General features: G+C 61.9%; 14 protein-coding genes. 11 read left to right on the top strand and 3 right to left on the bottom strand.

Annotation, left to right across the window (positions count from 1 at the left end):
- Positions 1–12: 12 nt before the first annotated feature.
- Positions 13–1,809 carry a glucan ABC transporter ATP-binding protein/ permease gene (locus AB8A50_RS18295; protein ID WP_439078506.1) on the bottom strand — a complete coding sequence of 599 codons (1,797 nt, stop codon included), beginning with the start codon at positions 1,807–1,809 and terminating at the stop codon, positions 13–15.
- A gap of 105 nt (positions 1,810–1,914) precedes the next feature.
- Positions 1,915–2,988, bottom strand: a complete 1,074-nt coding sequence (locus AB8A50_RS18290; protein ID WP_439078505.1) for an ABC transporter substrate-binding protein — start codon at positions 2,986–2,988, stop codon at positions 1,915–1,917.
- 235 nt (positions 2,989–3,223) lie between these two features.
- Between AB8A50_RS18290 and AB8A50_RS18285 the strand changes: the two genes are divergently transcribed.
- From AB8A50_RS18285 to AB8A50_RS18270, 4 genes are all read left to right on the top strand, one after another.
- Complete coding sequence (locus AB8A50_RS18285; protein WP_439078504.1) at positions 3,224–3,655, top strand: hypothetical protein; 432 nt, start codon at positions 3,224–3,226, stop codon at positions 3,653–3,655.
- 150 nt (positions 3,656–3,805) lie between these two features.
- Positions 3,806–4,204, top strand: a complete 399-nt coding sequence (hisE, locus tag AB8A50_RS18280) for a phosphoribosyl-ATP diphosphatase (protein ID WP_089267666.1) — start codon at positions 3,806–3,808, stop codon at positions 4,202–4,204.
- Between the two features lie 67 nt (positions 4,205–4,271).
- Positions 4,272–4,853, top strand: a complete 582-nt coding sequence (locus AB8A50_RS18275) for a YqaA family protein (RefSeq protein WP_089267665.1) — start codon at positions 4,272–4,274, stop codon at positions 4,851–4,853.
- A gap of 46 nt (positions 4,854–4,899) precedes the next feature.
- Positions 4,900–5,487 (top strand): hypothetical protein, encoded by a 588-nt coding sequence (locus AB8A50_RS18270; protein ID WP_439078503.1) that lies wholly within the window; start codon positions 4,900–4,902, stop codon positions 5,485–5,487.
- A gap of 2 nt (positions 5,488–5,489) precedes the next feature.
- Here AB8A50_RS18270 and AB8A50_RS18265 read toward each other — a convergent pair whose 3' ends face one another.
- The gene (locus AB8A50_RS18265) at positions 5,490–6,053 is read right to left on the bottom strand and encodes a TetR/AcrR family transcriptional regulator (protein ID WP_439078502.1); all 564 of its coding nucleotides are present in this window, start codon (positions 6,051–6,053) and stop codon (positions 5,490–5,492) included.
- Positions 6,054–6,208: 155 nt separating this feature from the next.
- Between AB8A50_RS18265 and AB8A50_RS18260 the strand changes: the two genes are divergently transcribed.
- From AB8A50_RS18260 to AB8A50_RS18230, 7 genes are all read left to right on the top strand, one after another.
- Positions 6,209–6,853 (top strand): glutathione S-transferase, encoded by a 645-nt coding sequence (locus AB8A50_RS18260; protein WP_439079993.1) that lies wholly within the window; start codon positions 6,209–6,211, stop codon positions 6,851–6,853.
- Positions 6,854–7,088: 235 nt separating this feature from the next.
- Positions 7,089–8,057: an NAD(P)H-dependent flavin oxidoreductase gene (locus AB8A50_RS18255; RefSeq protein WP_068729293.1), complete on the top strand. Its 969-nt coding sequence runs from the start codon at positions 7,089–7,091 to the stop codon at positions 8,055–8,057.
- Between the two features lie 24 nt (positions 8,058–8,081).
- The gene (locus tag AB8A50_RS18250; RefSeq protein ID WP_439078501.1) at positions 8,082–8,855 is read left to right on the top strand and encodes a thioesterase family protein; all 774 of its coding nucleotides are present in this window, start codon (positions 8,082–8,084) and stop codon (positions 8,853–8,855) included.
- Between the two features lie 79 nt (positions 8,856–8,934).
- Positions 8,935–10,431, top strand: coding sequence for an ATPase domain-containing protein (locus tag AB8A50_RS18245; protein WP_439059946.1), 1,497 nt, complete (start codon positions 8,935–8,937; stop codon positions 10,429–10,431).
- 59 nt (positions 10,432–10,490) lie between these two features.
- A complete protein-coding gene (locus tag AB8A50_RS18240) occupies positions 10,491–12,485 on the top strand; it encodes an ATP-binding protein (protein WP_439078500.1) in 1,995 nt (664 codons plus the stop codon).
- Between the two features lie 116 nt (positions 12,486–12,601).
- A complete protein-coding gene (locus tag AB8A50_RS18235; RefSeq protein ID WP_068729285.1) occupies positions 12,602–12,850 on the top strand; it encodes a hypothetical protein in 249 nt (82 codons plus the stop codon).
- Between the two features lie 103 nt (positions 12,851–12,953).
- Positions 12,954–13,631, top strand: coding sequence for a hypothetical protein (locus AB8A50_RS18230; RefSeq protein WP_439078499.1), 678 nt, complete (start codon positions 12,954–12,956; stop codon positions 13,629–13,631).
- Positions 13,632–13,718 lie beyond the last annotated feature (87 nt).

The raw sequence follows: 13,718 nt of genomic DNA, 5'->3' as shown, positions 1-13,718 counted from the left end.
TCTCTAGAGACATCAAAGGGGTTGGGCAGTATCGGGCAGAGCCATGCTGGCGCGTGCGTCCTCCTGAACCATGAACTGGGCGGCGGCCAGACTGGCGAAATAGCCGCCCTGCATCACGAGTTCATCGAAAGTTCCCGCTTCGATCACGCGGCCGTTCTCAAATACGAGGATGCGCGTGGCGTTGCGGATGGTGGACAGCCTGTGCGCGATCACGAAGGTGGTGCGGCCCTTCATCACTTCATCGAGAGCGACGTTGAGCTTGGCCTCGGTCACGGCATCGAGCGCGCTGGTGGCCTCGTCGAGGATCAGGATCGGCGGATCCTTCAGCAGAGCTCGCGCGATCGACAGCCGCTGCCGCTCGCCGCCGGACAGCATGCGACCACGCTCGCCGGCATTGGTGTTGAAACCGTTATCGCTGCGTTCGATGAAATCGAGCGCCTGGGCGCGGGCAGCGGCAATGCGCAACTCTTCGTCCGTCGCATCCGGCTTGCCGACGCGCAGGTTGTCGGCGATGGAGCGATTGAACAGCAGCGCCTCCTGGAACACGACGCCGATGTTTCGGCGCAGGCCCGACAGGGTGAGTGCACGGACATCCATACCGTCGATCGAGATGATGCCGGATTGCGGGTCGAAGGCCCGGTGCAGCAGTGCGATAGCGGTGGATTTGCCCGCGCCGGTGGCGCCGACGAGCGCGATGGTCTCGCCGGGCAGCGCCGTGAAGGACAGATCCGCGATGGCCGGCCGCTTGCCGTCATAGGAGAACGACACGTCGTTGAATTCGACCATGCCCTGCAGCCGGCCGGGATCCATGGCGTCGATGCGGTCGCGCACGGCAGGCACGGCATCGAGCACATTCATGAAATCGCGCAGCCGCGGCGCTTCCATGAAGATGGTGTTGATGAAGGAGACCACCTGTTCGAGCTTCTGGATCAGCATCGACGCAAAACTGACGAACATCACGATCTCGCCGACGGTGGTGAGACCCTGCTGATGCAGCGCGATGCCGACGGTGAAGATCGCCAGCACCGTGATGGTGGTGGAGGCGCGCGTCATCACCGAGACCAGTGCCCACCACGACAGCACCGGCATCTGCTTTTCAAGCAACTGGCTGGAGACGCCACGCAGGCCCTGCACCTCGGCATCGATGCGCGTGAAGCTCTGCACCAGCGCGACATTGCCCAGCGCGTCGGACGCGCGCGCGGAAAGGTCGCCGTAATGCTCCTCGACGTCGCTCTGCATGCCGGATGTCTTGCGCACGACCATCGTGGTCAGCACCGTGAACACGACGCACAGGATCACGAGCAGGATCGCCAGCCGCCAGTTGAGATAGATCGACAGCGGCAGCAGCACGAACAACGAAACGATGGAGGCGAAATGTTCGCGGAAGAAGCCGAGCCAGACACGCCACAGCGCATCGGTGCCGGCCAGCATCACCTTCATCAGGCGGCCTGAATGCGTGCCGGTGTGGAAGGTCAGCGGCAATTGCATGATGTGTTCGAAGTAATCGGTCAGCACGGCTTGGCGCTGGCGGTGCGCGAGGCGATCCGCATGAAGTGCCACCACCGCGCCGCAGACGATGGTGAACAGGCCGAACGCAACCCAGGCCGCCAATAACGGCCAGGGCGATGCGCTGTCCGTTTGCATCGCGGCCGTCGAGAGATTGCCGGAGAGCACGTCGATGATCCGGCCGAACAGCACCGGTTCGGCGAATTGCGCGCCGGCCAGCAGCAGGTTGGCGGCCGCAAGGATCCAGCCGAGGCGCTTCTCCTTGCCGAGCAGCTCCAGCACACGGGTGTAAAGACGGATCATGGGAGGTCACTCAGCACAGCGCGAACGGGATAACCGATTGCGCATAGTCTAGGCGGGGATGGCAGCCGAATACAGCTTCGGGAAAAGTTGTTCAGTTGAACTTCTTCAGTTCATCTTGCGGCCGACCGAGCCCGGCAGGAAGCTGTCGTCGAAGATGTCCGCGGCTGAGGGGCGCTTCTTGAAGGTAAAATCTTCGGCGATCTCGTTGAGTGACGCCTCAAAGCGTGCGGCATCGATGCCACCCAGCCCGTCGCGGCGGACGTCGTCGGTCAGGATATTGTCGGTAATGGCAATGTGGAGCCGCGTCAGTTCGAGCTCGCGCGAACCATTCTCCATCTGGGTCACGACGTCGGTGATCGCCTTGGCCGGGTCCTGGATCGCCAACTGCGTCCCGGCGGTGACGGCGCGAATGAATGCTTTCACGGCCTCAGGTCTGGCGGCAGCGAATTTCGGATTGACGATCAGCGCGAGGCCATAGGCGGCGGAGCCGAACTCGGCGAAACGAAACACCGCCAGGTCATCGGCGGGGACGCCGCGGTCGCGCAGGTTGACCGCCGAGAGATAGGAGAAGCCGGTGACCGCATCGACCTGACCGGCCGAGAGCATCGGTTCTCGCACCGCGGCGCTGATCCTCTCCAGCTTCACGGCTGCAAGCTTGATGTTGTTGCGCTTGGCCAGTGCCGGCCATAGCCGGATCGCGAGATCGCGATCAGCGACCCCAAGCACTTTTCCTTCAAGGCTACCGAGCGAGATCACGCCGCGGCTCTTGCGGGCGACGATGGCGTAGGGTGCTACATTGAGCAGCACGAAGACGGCCTTCACTGTCGCGGCATCGGAATCGCCGCGATAGCGGATCAACGCATTGAGATCGGCCAGCGCCATGTCGCAGGCGCCGGAAGCGATCCGCGCGATGGCCTCCTTCGATCCTGCGGCGACGGTGGTGGTTACATTCAAGTTCTCGGCCCGGTACAGGCCGCGGGCATCGGCCAGCACGAAAGGTGCGGCAATCGCATCGACTGCGCGATCGAGCGCAAACTGGATATTGGTTGGTGTTTTGTCGTCAGCTGTCTTGTTGTCGTCGGCGGCCTGTCCCGATGACGCGCAAAAAGCGACGGAGCCCAGCGCACTCAGCGAGAGGAGGACATGCCGCCGGGAAATGTTGGTCGCGTTTCTGGGCATCAAGATACTTAACGACTGACGGACCGGCAGTTACCCCGCCGGGCATGTCTGATTGATGGCGGTATGGTGCGACATCTTGCGCGTCGTTTCTAACCGTAAAAGGCTGAACGGGAGATGACTGCCCCGATTTGGACACCGATCGTTCAGCTGCCGTTGGGGTTGGGGAACTCATAGTGGCCGAAGTGGTTGGCTATACAGAGGCCCACAGGGCCAGACGACCACGGAGGACATTGAGATGTTCGTACGAAATAAATTGCTTAATAAGACTGGCCGCGCCGCCATCGTGGCGAGTGTTGCGGCCATGACGATCTCGGCAATTGCGCCGACCGGAGCATTTGCGGCGCCTGTCGCCAAGAGCACGAGCCAGGCTGTTGCAACTCACGGCACCAGCGATGCGACCGATTTCAGCAGCGCGCGCCGTCGCCATTATCGCGGTGGCGGCAATGCTGCCGGCCTTGCGGCCTTTGGCGCCATCGTCGGTACCATTGGCGCAATCGCTGCAACGCAGAGCCGTCGTGATTATTACTACGATAATGGTCCGGGCTACGGCTACTACGGTGGTGGCCCAGCCTATTATGATGGCGGTCCTGCCTATTACGGTGGCGTACCGTATCGCGGCTACGGCGGTGGTCATGGTTACGATAATTCGCGTCGTATGACCTGGTAGTTCGCGATCGGTCACAACTTATCCCGTCATGCAACTGTCACTTAACTATCAAACGCCGGTCGCGCTTGCGGCCGGCGTTTTGACGTCGTTGCAGACACTTGAAAGCCAGGCGTTAACGCGCTGGCCACGGCTTTGGGATAGTGTAGTTGCATGAGTGATTCGCTCGACCGGCTTTATCAGGCGGTGATCGCGGCCAAGGATCTCGATCCCTCGGTCTCGCGAACGGCCCGGCTTTATCAGCAGGGGCCGGAAAAGATGGCGAAGAAGCTGGCCGAGGAGGCCATCGAGGTCGTCATCGATGCGATCAACCGCAAGCCGGACGCCGTGATCCGTGAAAGCGCCGATCTTCTCTACAATTTGACTGTATTGTGGGCGGCCGCGGGCGTGCGTCCTGAGCAGGTCTGGGCCGAGATGAGCCGGCGTGAAGACATGCTCGGTATCGCCGAAAAGCTCCCGAAACCGCCGAAACGGCCCAAATCCATCGAGCAAAGCGCCGCGCGGCGGCCAATTGTCGCGCTCGAAGGTCGTCGCCTTCGCAAGTTGAGTTAAGCTTTTCGTCTCGCGCGTGTCAGCCCAGCCATAGACAAATCGGCGTCAGGATGGTTCATCGCGAACCATGCTCAGACGAATGTATGACTGGTGTATCGACGCCGCCCACAAGCCCTATGCCCTCTGGATTTTGGGCATCGTGTCCTTCGCGGAAAGTTCGTTCTTTCCGGTGCCGCCGGATGTGATGCTGATTCCGATGGCGCTGGCCCGGCCACAGAAGGCCTGGCTCTATGCGGGCATTTGCACCATTACCTCAGTGCTTGGCGGTGTGGTGGGATATCTCATCGGCGCGGTGCTGTATGACTCCGTCGGCCAATGGGTCATTCATTTCTATGGCTATGGCGACAAGGTCGAGGCATTCCGCGCCGGCTATGCCGAATATGGCGCATGGATCATCTTGCTGAAGGGGCTGACGCCGATCCCCTACAAGCTTGTCACCATCACGTCAGGCTTCGCGAACTATAATATCTGGATGTTCATCGCGCTGTCGGTGGTTGCCCGTGGCGTGCGCTTCTATGTCGTCGCCATCCTGCTCAACCGGTACGGCGTGTGGATTCGCGAGACCATCGAGAAGCGTCTGGGTCTGTGGGTTGCGCTGGGCGTCGGCGTTCTGGTGCTCGGCTTCATCATCGCATTCCGGCTGTTCTAGATCAGGATGCTTCCCCCGGCGCAGGTGCCGGGATACATTTCGCATCATGTTCGATTTGACCCGTCTGTTGGCTCCGGTAACCCGCAACTGCGTCGTCGCTGTGATCGCGGTGCTGACCGTGGGCGCAGCTACGATGTGCGCCTGGTCGCAGGCGATGCAGCAGCAGCCGGCTCCGCAGAAGTCGATCACGATTCAGGTTGTCCCGGCTCCCTCGGCCGCACCCCCGCCTGCCGCGGCTTTCGCGCCGGCTCCTATGGCTGAACAGGCGCCACCGCCGTCACCGCCGCCGGCGCCCGAGAATCCCGGCCTGTTCAACGAAATCGGCAAGCTGTTCAAGAATTCCACCTCGCTGCTGCCATCGCTGCCCGCGATGCCGTCGCTCGGCACCGACAGCCTGACCAAGCTCAACACGGTGGTGAAGGGACGGGTGGCTTGTCCGGTCGCTGCCAATGGCGCACCCGACTGCAAGGCGGCCTCAGACAAACTGTGTCAGAGCAAGGGCTTCAAGGACGGCAAGAGCCTCGACACCGACGCCGCGCAAAGCTGCTCGCCCAGGGCTATGATCCCCGGCCGCGCGCCGGAGCCGGGTGACTGCAAGACGGAAAATTACGTCACCCAGGCGCTCTGCCAGTAGGTCTATGCCGGCAACAGACCCGCTGCGCGATAACTCTCGATGAGCGTGTCATAGAGCGAGACATCCGCGCGGCTTCTTGCCATCAGCTGGGCGCCGGTGATGGCGGCGAAGATAGCGCGCGCGCGCGGTTCGCTCTTCTCAGGGCTCGCGGCGGTCACAGCGGCGAGAACCTTGCTCAGCCATGCCACGTTGATATCGGTGAAGGTCCGGATCTCTTTCTTCACCGGCTCCGGCAGGTCGTCATATTCGGCGGCCATGAAGCTGCACAGGCACATGCGGTTGCCGCTCTCCAGCGCCTTGCGGAACGTGCCGGGATATTGGCGGAGGCAGGCGGCCGGATCGGTGGATTCGGCGAGCAGTGTCTCCAGATAGGCGGCCGAGTCCTCCCAATAGCGCCTGGCGACGGCGGCGCCGAGATCGGCCTTGCTCGGGAAGTGATGGTAGATGCTCGCGGCCTTGATGCCCACATCTGCCGCAAGATCACGGAAATTCAGGCCGCTATAGCCATGGGCCTGCGCGGTCAGTTTCGCGGCCGCCAGGATGGCTTCTCTGGAATTCGAACTCATGTCCCGGTCTCACAACCCCGTGTCTGTAGCCTACCAAGTGATAGATAGGCGTTGACGTCTGTAAATCAAAGCCGTAAATCACCCTACCAACTGATAGGTAGGATAAACTAATGAATACTCAGATCTCCAATGGCGACGCGACAAAGCTCCCGATGATGACGATTCACGATTGGAGCACAGGGCCTTACCCGGCGCGCGTCCGGATCGCGGTGGCCGAGAAGAGCCTCCGATCGCGCATCAATTTCGTGTCGGTCGATCTCACCAAAGGCGAGCACAAGAAGCCGGCGTTTCTCGCCAAGAACTACTCAGGCACGCTGCCGGTGCTCGAACTCGACGATGGCACTTTCATTGCCGAGTGCACCGCCATTACCGAATATCTCGACGGACTTGACGGCTCCCCCACGCTCACCGGCGGCACGCCGCGCGACACGGGCTTGATCCACATGATGAGCAAGCGTGCCGAGCTGGAGCTGCTCGACGCCATCAGTGTCTATTTCCATCACGCAACACCGGGGCTCGGACCCCACGTCGAGATCTATCAAAATGCCGAGTGGGGTTTCCGCCAGCGCGACAAGGCGCTCAGGGGAATGGCGTACTTTGACGGGGTGTTGAAAAAGCAGCCATTCATCGCCAGCAATTTTTTCTCGATGGCCGATATCACGGTAATTGGCGGTTTGATCTTCGCCGGTCTCGTGAAACTCGAGGTGCCTGCGGAGTACGAGGCTCTCCACGCCTGGTACGCAAGGATGAACGAGCGTCCCAGCGTCAAGCACCGTGTGACGATGTCAGAACCCGCTTGATCGGGCGCTTGCCGACAATCGATCAGTCATCCCGATAATGGGGCGCCACCTCGATAATGTGGTGCCCCATTATTCCGCGTACCGGACGAACGCCGCTCGGGGTCCGGCTTTTTTCTCCCGCAGCGCAATTGCCATCCGCCCCACGCTTCTGGCATCGTCCGCCCGCACCCGGATCGACCGGGGGCAGGCGCGCAGGATCGCGCACAAATCAAGAAAAGAAGTCGAGGAATTTCCCATGTCGATGCCGGCTTTGTTCAAGAACCGCCTGTCGCTACCCGTGATCGGTTCGCCGCTGTTCATCATTTCGGTGCCGGATCTCGTCATCGCGCAGTGCAAAGCGGGTATCGTCGGCGCGTTTCCCGCGCTGAATGCACGTCCGGCGGCGCTGCTCGACGAATGGCTGCACCGGATCAAGGAAGAACTCGCCGCGCATGACAAGGCGCATCCGGATCGGCTCTCCGCACCCTTCGCGGTCAACCAGATCGTGCACAAGTCCAACAACCGGCTCGAGCAGGACATGGCGCTTTGCGAAAAGCATAAAGTGCCGATGATGATCACCTCGCTTGGCGCGCGTGAAGAACTCAATCAGGCGGCCCATGCCTGGGGCGGCATCGTGTTTCATGACGTCATCAATCAGCGTTTCGCGCACAAGGCGATCGAGAAGGGGGCTGACGGCCTGATCCTCGTTGCGGCAGGCGCCGGCGGTCATGCCGGCGAGATCTCGCCGCTCGCGTTCGTCGCCGAGACCCGGCAGTGGTTCGACGGTCCGATCGCGCTGTCGGGCGCCATCGCCAACGGTCGCGCCATTCGCGCCGCGCGTATCCTCGGTGCCGACTTCGCCTATATCGGTTCGGCCTTCATCGCCACTACCGAAGCGAATGCGGTGCCTGGCTACAAGGACATGATCGCGGCTTCCGGCTCGGAAGACATCGTCTATTCGAATCTCTTCACCGGCGTTCACGGCAACTACCTGAAGCCGTCCATCGTCGCCGCCGGCATGGATCCGGACAATCTGCCGGAGTCCGATCCGACCAAGATGAATTTCGGCACCGACGCCAGTGGCGAGCGTGCCAAGCCAAAGGCCTGGAAGGAAATCTGGGGCAGCGGCCAGGGCATCGGCAGCGTGTCGAAGGTCGTGCCGGTGGCCGAGCTCGTTGCGCGCTTCAAGAAGGAATATGACGAAGCGATCGATCCGCCGCTCTGATGCTGCATTGAGAAGGCCGATCTGATGGACGCCATCTATCGCGTGGACGGCAACCATGTCGTCACCAGCCCGCATGCTGCGGGTCCGTGGAACGAGACCATGCAGCACGGCTCGGCGCCATCGGCGCTGGTGACGTGGTTGGCCGAGCAGATGCCCACCGCAAGCCCGATGCATGTGACGCGTGTCACCATCGACTTGTTGCGGCCGGTGCCGGTGGCGCCGCTCACTTTCGAGACGGAAGTGCTGCGCGAGGGTCGCAAGATTCAGCTGTGTGGCATTCGTCTCATGGCGAACGGCACCGTGGTGGTGCGTGCGACGGTGCTGAAGATCAGGGCGGAGGCGCAGCCACTGCCGCCGGAGATCGGTGATCCGCCGGTCACGGTGCCGCCGCCGGATCAGGGCGGATTGCTGGAGCCGCGTTACGCCAGCAGTCCCTTCGTCACCGGCATGACCATTCGCGCTGTGCGCGGCGGCTTCCTGTCGCTGGGGCCTGGCGCCATCTGGTACCGGGCCAACCGGCCGATTGTCGAAGGCGCCGGCCTCTCGCAGGTGATGCGTGCCGTCATTGCGGCCGACTTCAGCAACGGCTCGTCACCGGTGCTGAGTTTCGACGACTGGACCTTCCTGAATGCCGACCTCACCGTGAGCCTGTCACGTCCGCCGGTGGGCGACTGGATCCTGCTGGACGGGGAGAGCTGGATCGGGCCGGATGGCGCCGGTCTTGCTGCGTCGAAGCTCGCCGATATCAATGGTTATTTCGGCCGGGCCGTGCAGAGCCTGGTCATTGAGAAACGTTGACCACCGCGCTTTTTAGAATTTTTGTCCTGGACAGGGAACCGATTGATATTGCCCCGGTTATCGCGCGTCAGGGGGCAGTATGAGTTCGACGCACGTGCAGGACGACAAAGCCAGGACCGGCATCTGGGGATTGGATAATATCCTCTCCGGCGGATTCTCCCGAGGTCACATTTTTCTGGTCGAAGGCGCGCCGGGGACAGGCAAGACCACGGTCGCGTTGCAGTTCTTGCTGGAGGGCGCGCGGATCGGAGAGAAGGGGCTCTACATCACGCTATCCGAGACGGATAGTGAGTTGCGCGATGGCGCAGCGTCCCATGGCTGGACCCTCGACAAGAGCATTGAAGTTTTCGAACTCCTGCCGCCGGAAAGCCTGCTTGACGAGGATCAGCAACAGAGTCTGCTCTATTCGTCCGACCTCGAACTCGGCGAAACCACCAAGCAGATATTCGAGGCGGTGGAACGCACCCAGCCGAGCAGGGTCGTCTTGGACAGCCTGTCGGAAATCCGGCTGCTGGCGCAGAGCTCGTTGCGTTATCGCCGCCAGATACTGGCCATCAAGCATTACTTCGCAAAATTCGGCACGACAGTGATGCTGCTCGACGACCTCACGGCGGAAGTGGCCGACAAGACAGTGCACAGCGTCGCACATGGCGTGCTGCGGCTCGAAGAACTGGCACCCTCCTACGGCGCAGAGCGTCGGCGTGCGCGGGTGATCAAATATCGCGGCGTCAAGTTTCGCGGCGGCTACCACGATGCCACCATCACCACGGGCGGGCTTAACGTTTTTCCTCGGCTGGTCGCATCCGAATTCCGCAACAGCATGGATCGCAAGACCAAGTCGAGCGGCATTGCGCAACTCGACCAATTGCTGGGCGGCGGCATCGAAACCGGCTCGAGCACATTGATCCTGGGGCCGGCGGGCACTGGCAAATCGCTGACCGCGATCGTCAACGTGGTCGCAGCGGTGAAGCGGGGCGAGAAGGCCGCAATGTTTATCTTCGACGAGGAGCTCGGACTGCTGTTCGATCGCATGAAGGGGATCGGAATCGATCTGCCTGCCATGCAGGAAAGTGGGCATCTGTTTGTCGAACAGGTCGATGCCGCCGAATTGTCGCCGGGTGAATTTGCGCATCGCGTCCGTCGTCAGATCGACGAGCACAACATCAAGACCGTCGTGATCGACAGTCTCAACGGCTATCAGGCCTCGATGCCGGAAGAGAACTCGCTGATCCTGCACATGCATGAGCTGCTGCAATATCTCAACCGCAGGGGCGCAGCGACCTTCATGACGGTGGCGCAGCACGGCCTCGTCGGCGATATGAAGGCGCCGGTGGACGTCACCTATCTCGCCGATACCGTGATCCTGCTCCGTTACTTCGAAGCAAGCGGCAGCGTTCGCCGTGCGATGTCCGTGATCAAGAAGCGGACCGGAGCGCATGAATCGACCATTCGCGAGTACCGGATCGACGGGCGAGGCCTCACGATCGGCGCGCCGCTGAGCGAATTCCAGGGCGTGTTGCGCGGCGTGCCCATCTATAGTGGTCAAAGCTCTCTGCTTGAGGGATCCTCGGCGTGAAACCGGGGCGTTCCTCCGAGCGCGCTGTCATCCTTGCTCCCACAGGGCGCGATTCTGCAGTGGCTGCGGCATTGATCCGCGAGGCCGGTTTTTACGCGCAACCCTGCGCGGATTTTCCGGCGCTGCTCGACGAGATCAAGGGCGGCGCCGGCGTGGCTGTCATTGCTGACGAGGCGATCAAGACCGTCGATCTGCGCGGCCTCGGCAGCTGGCTCCACGATCAACCGTCGTGGTCCGATTTCCCGATCATCCTGCTGACTCGGCAGGGTGGGGGTCCCGAACGCAATCCGGATGCCGCGCGACTCGGACAGTTACTCGGCAATGTGACGTTCATCGAACGCCCGTTTCACCCGACAACGCTGATTTCGATCGTCGGGTCGGCCGTCCGCGCGCGCCGGCGTCAGTATCAGACGCGTGCGATTCTCGAAGATCTCGGCGACAGTCAGGGCCTCCTGCAGACGGCGCTCGATGCGGGACGGCTCGGGACGCTCGAACTGCATCTGCCCGAACTGCGGCTTGAGGTTTCGGATACGACCAAGGCATGCTTCGGCCGCCGGCCGGATCAATCATTCACGTTTAGCGAGTTGCAGGCCGCGGTTCATCCCGATGATCGCGAGCAACGCCAGCAGGCGCTCGATGCGACGCTGATGGCCGGCGCGGATTACAATGTCGAATACCGCAATATCTGGCCGGACGGCTCGGTGCATTGGGTCGAGACGCGTGCGCGCATGGTCCGTGGGCCTGACGGCAAGCCGAAAACGCTCGTCGGCGTCTCCGTCGATATCACGGCGCGAAAGTCTGCCGATATTGATCGCGACAATTTGCTGGAGCAATTGACGGCGGAGCGGTCTGCGCTTGCCGAGCTTACGGCGACGCTCGAACAGCGCGTCGAGGAACGCAGCAACGACCTGATGAAGGAAGTTGCGGCACGCGAGAAGGCGCAGGACCAACTGCGTCAGGCGCAGAAGATGGAGACCATCGGCCAGCTCACCGGCGGCGTCGCGCATGACTTCAACAATCTGCTGATGGCGGTGATGGGTAATCTCGATCTGCTGCGCAAGCGCATGCCGGATGATCCGCGCCTGAAACGACTGGTCGATGGCGCGATGCAGGGCGCCGAGCGCGGCGCCTCGCTGACGCAGCGGCTGCTGGCCTTCGCGCGGCAGCAGGATCTGAAAGCCGTGGCCGTCGATCTCGGTGCGCTGGTCCGCGGCATGAGCGATTTGCTCGAGCGCTCGCTCGGGCCGCGCGTGGCGCTGCATCTCGATATTCCCGACGATCTGCCGCGGGCGCAGATCGATCCCAATCAGCTCGAACTCGCCATCCTCAATCTCGCGATCAATGCGCGCGACGCCATGCAGGACGGCGGCTCCATCGATATCAAGGTGAAGAAGTATAGGGTCGGCAAGGGCGACCCGATTCTGAAGCCTGGCGACTATCTCAAGGTGTCGATCATCGACAATGGCGCCGGCATGTCGCCGGAGACGTTGAAGAAGGCGATCGAGCCGTTCTTCTCGACCAAGCCGGTCGGCAAGGGGACCGGTCTCGGTCTGTCCATGGTGCACGGTCTGGCTGTACAGCTCGGCGGCACGCTCGATCTCTCGAGCGTCGTCGGCAAGGGAACGACGGCGACCCTCGTGCTGCCGGTCACCGACAGGAAGCCGGAGGCCGCCGATACGGCCCATGTCATGCGCCACGCCGCGCGCTCTGCCGTGATCCTGTTTGTCGATGATGATCCTCTCATCGCCATGTCGACGACGGAGATGCTGGAGGATCTCGGCCATCGCGTGATCCCCGCGACTTCGGGGCGGCATGCGCTGGAGATTCTGAAAAGCGACGAGCCGCTCGATCTGATGATGACCGATCACATGATGCCCGGCATGACGGGCATCGAGCTTGCGGCTTATTCCCGCGAAATGCGGCCGTCGCTGCCGGTCCTGCTCGCCACTGGCTACGCGGATTTGCCTGAAGGCGCTCAGCTCGATCTACCGCGGCTTGCCAAGCCGTATCATCAGGATCAGCTCCGGGATCGGCTCGATCAACTGCTGGGCTAAGCCCACTCCGGCCGGGGTGGTATCAATCTGCCAGCGGCGCAGCAAAATTAACCATTCATTAAATCCTGTGGAACCAACAATGCCCCGATCGGGAATCAACCGATTCAGGGGCCATCATGGATATCGAAGCCTATTTCGCGAAGACGCCGGCTACGATCGAGGAGATCAAGGCACGCGTGGCCGCAGCTTTCGGCCGTCATCCGCTGTGCCGCGAGGTGCAGTTCGACATCGTCAGCACGCCCCGCGCCGGAAAGGGCGCAAACTGGACCATCAGCATGCAATCGGTCGCCCCGGATGCGCTGTGGGAAGCCTCGGATATCGTCAGCGACATCCAGGAAGCCTATGTTCTCGCCAACGCCGCCTGAACGTCTCTGAGTATTATCGCACCGTTCTGGTATGGTTAGGCCATAATTAATCTCCATTTGTGAGGACAGGTACCTCTGGTAGTCCTGAATTTCGGAGACTGGCTTGACGCGTGCGCTGACCCTTCTTGTGCTGGGCTGCCTGTTGCTGACCGGCGTGGCTGTTGCGAGCATCCTCGGTCGCGATAGCATCCCATCGCTGTCGCTGTCATATGACGACAGTGCCGCGCAAAATTCGGTCGCGGTGTCGCGCGGACCGGTTTCCAATACGCAAGGCAAGAAAGACAAGTTGCCATTGGCCGGCGCCATGATGGCGTCGCTCGATCCGCGGCAGGTCCCGAGCGTTGACGGCAGTCCGTTGCGCCAGGCCTTTGCATCCGACAGTCCGATCGAAGTGCCCGGTTCGACGGTGCTTGCCCCGATCGTGGTGCCGCAGCCGACCGCCAAGCCCAAGGCCGCTGCCAAGCCGGTGCAGAAGACCTATACGCTGCTCAGCGATGCGCAGATTTCGGCGATCAAGACCCGGCTCAATCTGACGGCGTCGCAGGAATCCTACTGGCCCGGCGTCGAAGCGGCGCTGCGCAACGTGGCGCGCAGGATCCACGAGACCAAGCAGGCCAGTTCGTCGGCAGGCGCTCCGCCGATCGATCCCGACAGCGACGAGGTGCAGCAGCTCAAGTCTGCTGCGATGCCGTTGTTGTTTCAGTTGCGTGAGGATCAGAAGCGCGAAGTCCGTGCACTGGCGCGCATGATCGGACTCGAAAAGGTCGCGTCGGCGATCTGAGCGCCTGTCACATGCCGGCCCGCCGACGACGCATGACTGTCACAACCCGTAACAGACAAATTGTCGCGCCTGTCATCGGGGCTTCGC

This window comes from Tardiphaga sp. 841_E9_N1_2 (assembly GCF_051811065.1).
Taxonomy (GTDB): Bacteria; Pseudomonadota; Alphaproteobacteria; order Rhizobiales; family Xanthobacteraceae; genus Tardiphaga; species Tardiphaga robiniae.
The sequence above is the reverse complement of the archived record's forward strand: the minus strand, read 5'-3'. Positions and strand labels throughout refer to the sequence as shown.

Coding starts and splice junctions, on each gene's coding strand:
- AB8A50_RS18295 (WP_439078506.1), bottom strand. CDS start 1,809: ATGATCCGTCTTTACACCCGTGTGCTGGAGCTGCTCGGCAAGGAGAAG.
- AB8A50_RS18290 (WP_439078505.1), bottom strand. CDS start 2,988: ATGCCCAGAAACGCGACCAACATTTCCCGGCGGCATGTCCTCCTCTCG.
- AB8A50_RS18285 (WP_439078504.1), top strand. CDS start 3,224: ATGTTCGTACGAAATAAATTGCTTAATAAGACTGGCCGCGCCGCCATC.
- hisE (WP_089267666.1), top strand. CDS start 3,806: ATGAGTGATTCGCTCGACCGGCTTTATCAGGCGGTGATCGCGGCCAAG.
- AB8A50_RS18275 (WP_089267665.1), top strand. CDS start 4,272: ATGCTCAGACGAATGTATGACTGGTGTATCGACGCCGCCCACAAGCCC.
- AB8A50_RS18270 (WP_439078503.1), top strand. CDS start 4,900: ATGTTCGATTTGACCCGTCTGTTGGCTCCGGTAACCCGCAACTGCGTC.
- AB8A50_RS18265 (WP_439078502.1), bottom strand. CDS start 6,053: ATGAGTTCGAATTCCAGAGAAGCCATCCTGGCGGCCGCGAAACTGACC.
- AB8A50_RS18260 (WP_439079993.1), top strand. CDS start 6,209: ATGACGATTCACGATTGGAGCACAGGGCCTTACCCGGCGCGCGTCCGG.
- AB8A50_RS18255 (WP_068729293.1), top strand. CDS start 7,089: ATGTCGATGCCGGCTTTGTTCAAGAACCGCCTGTCGCTACCCGTGATC.
- AB8A50_RS18250 (WP_439078501.1), top strand. CDS start 8,082: ATGGACGCCATCTATCGCGTGGACGGCAACCATGTCGTCACCAGCCCG.
- AB8A50_RS18245 (WP_439059946.1), top strand. CDS start 8,935: ATGAGTTCGACGCACGTGCAGGACGACAAAGCCAGGACCGGCATCTGG.
- AB8A50_RS18235 (WP_068729285.1), top strand. CDS start 12,602: ATGGATATCGAAGCCTATTTCGCGAAGACGCCGGCTACGATCGAGGAG.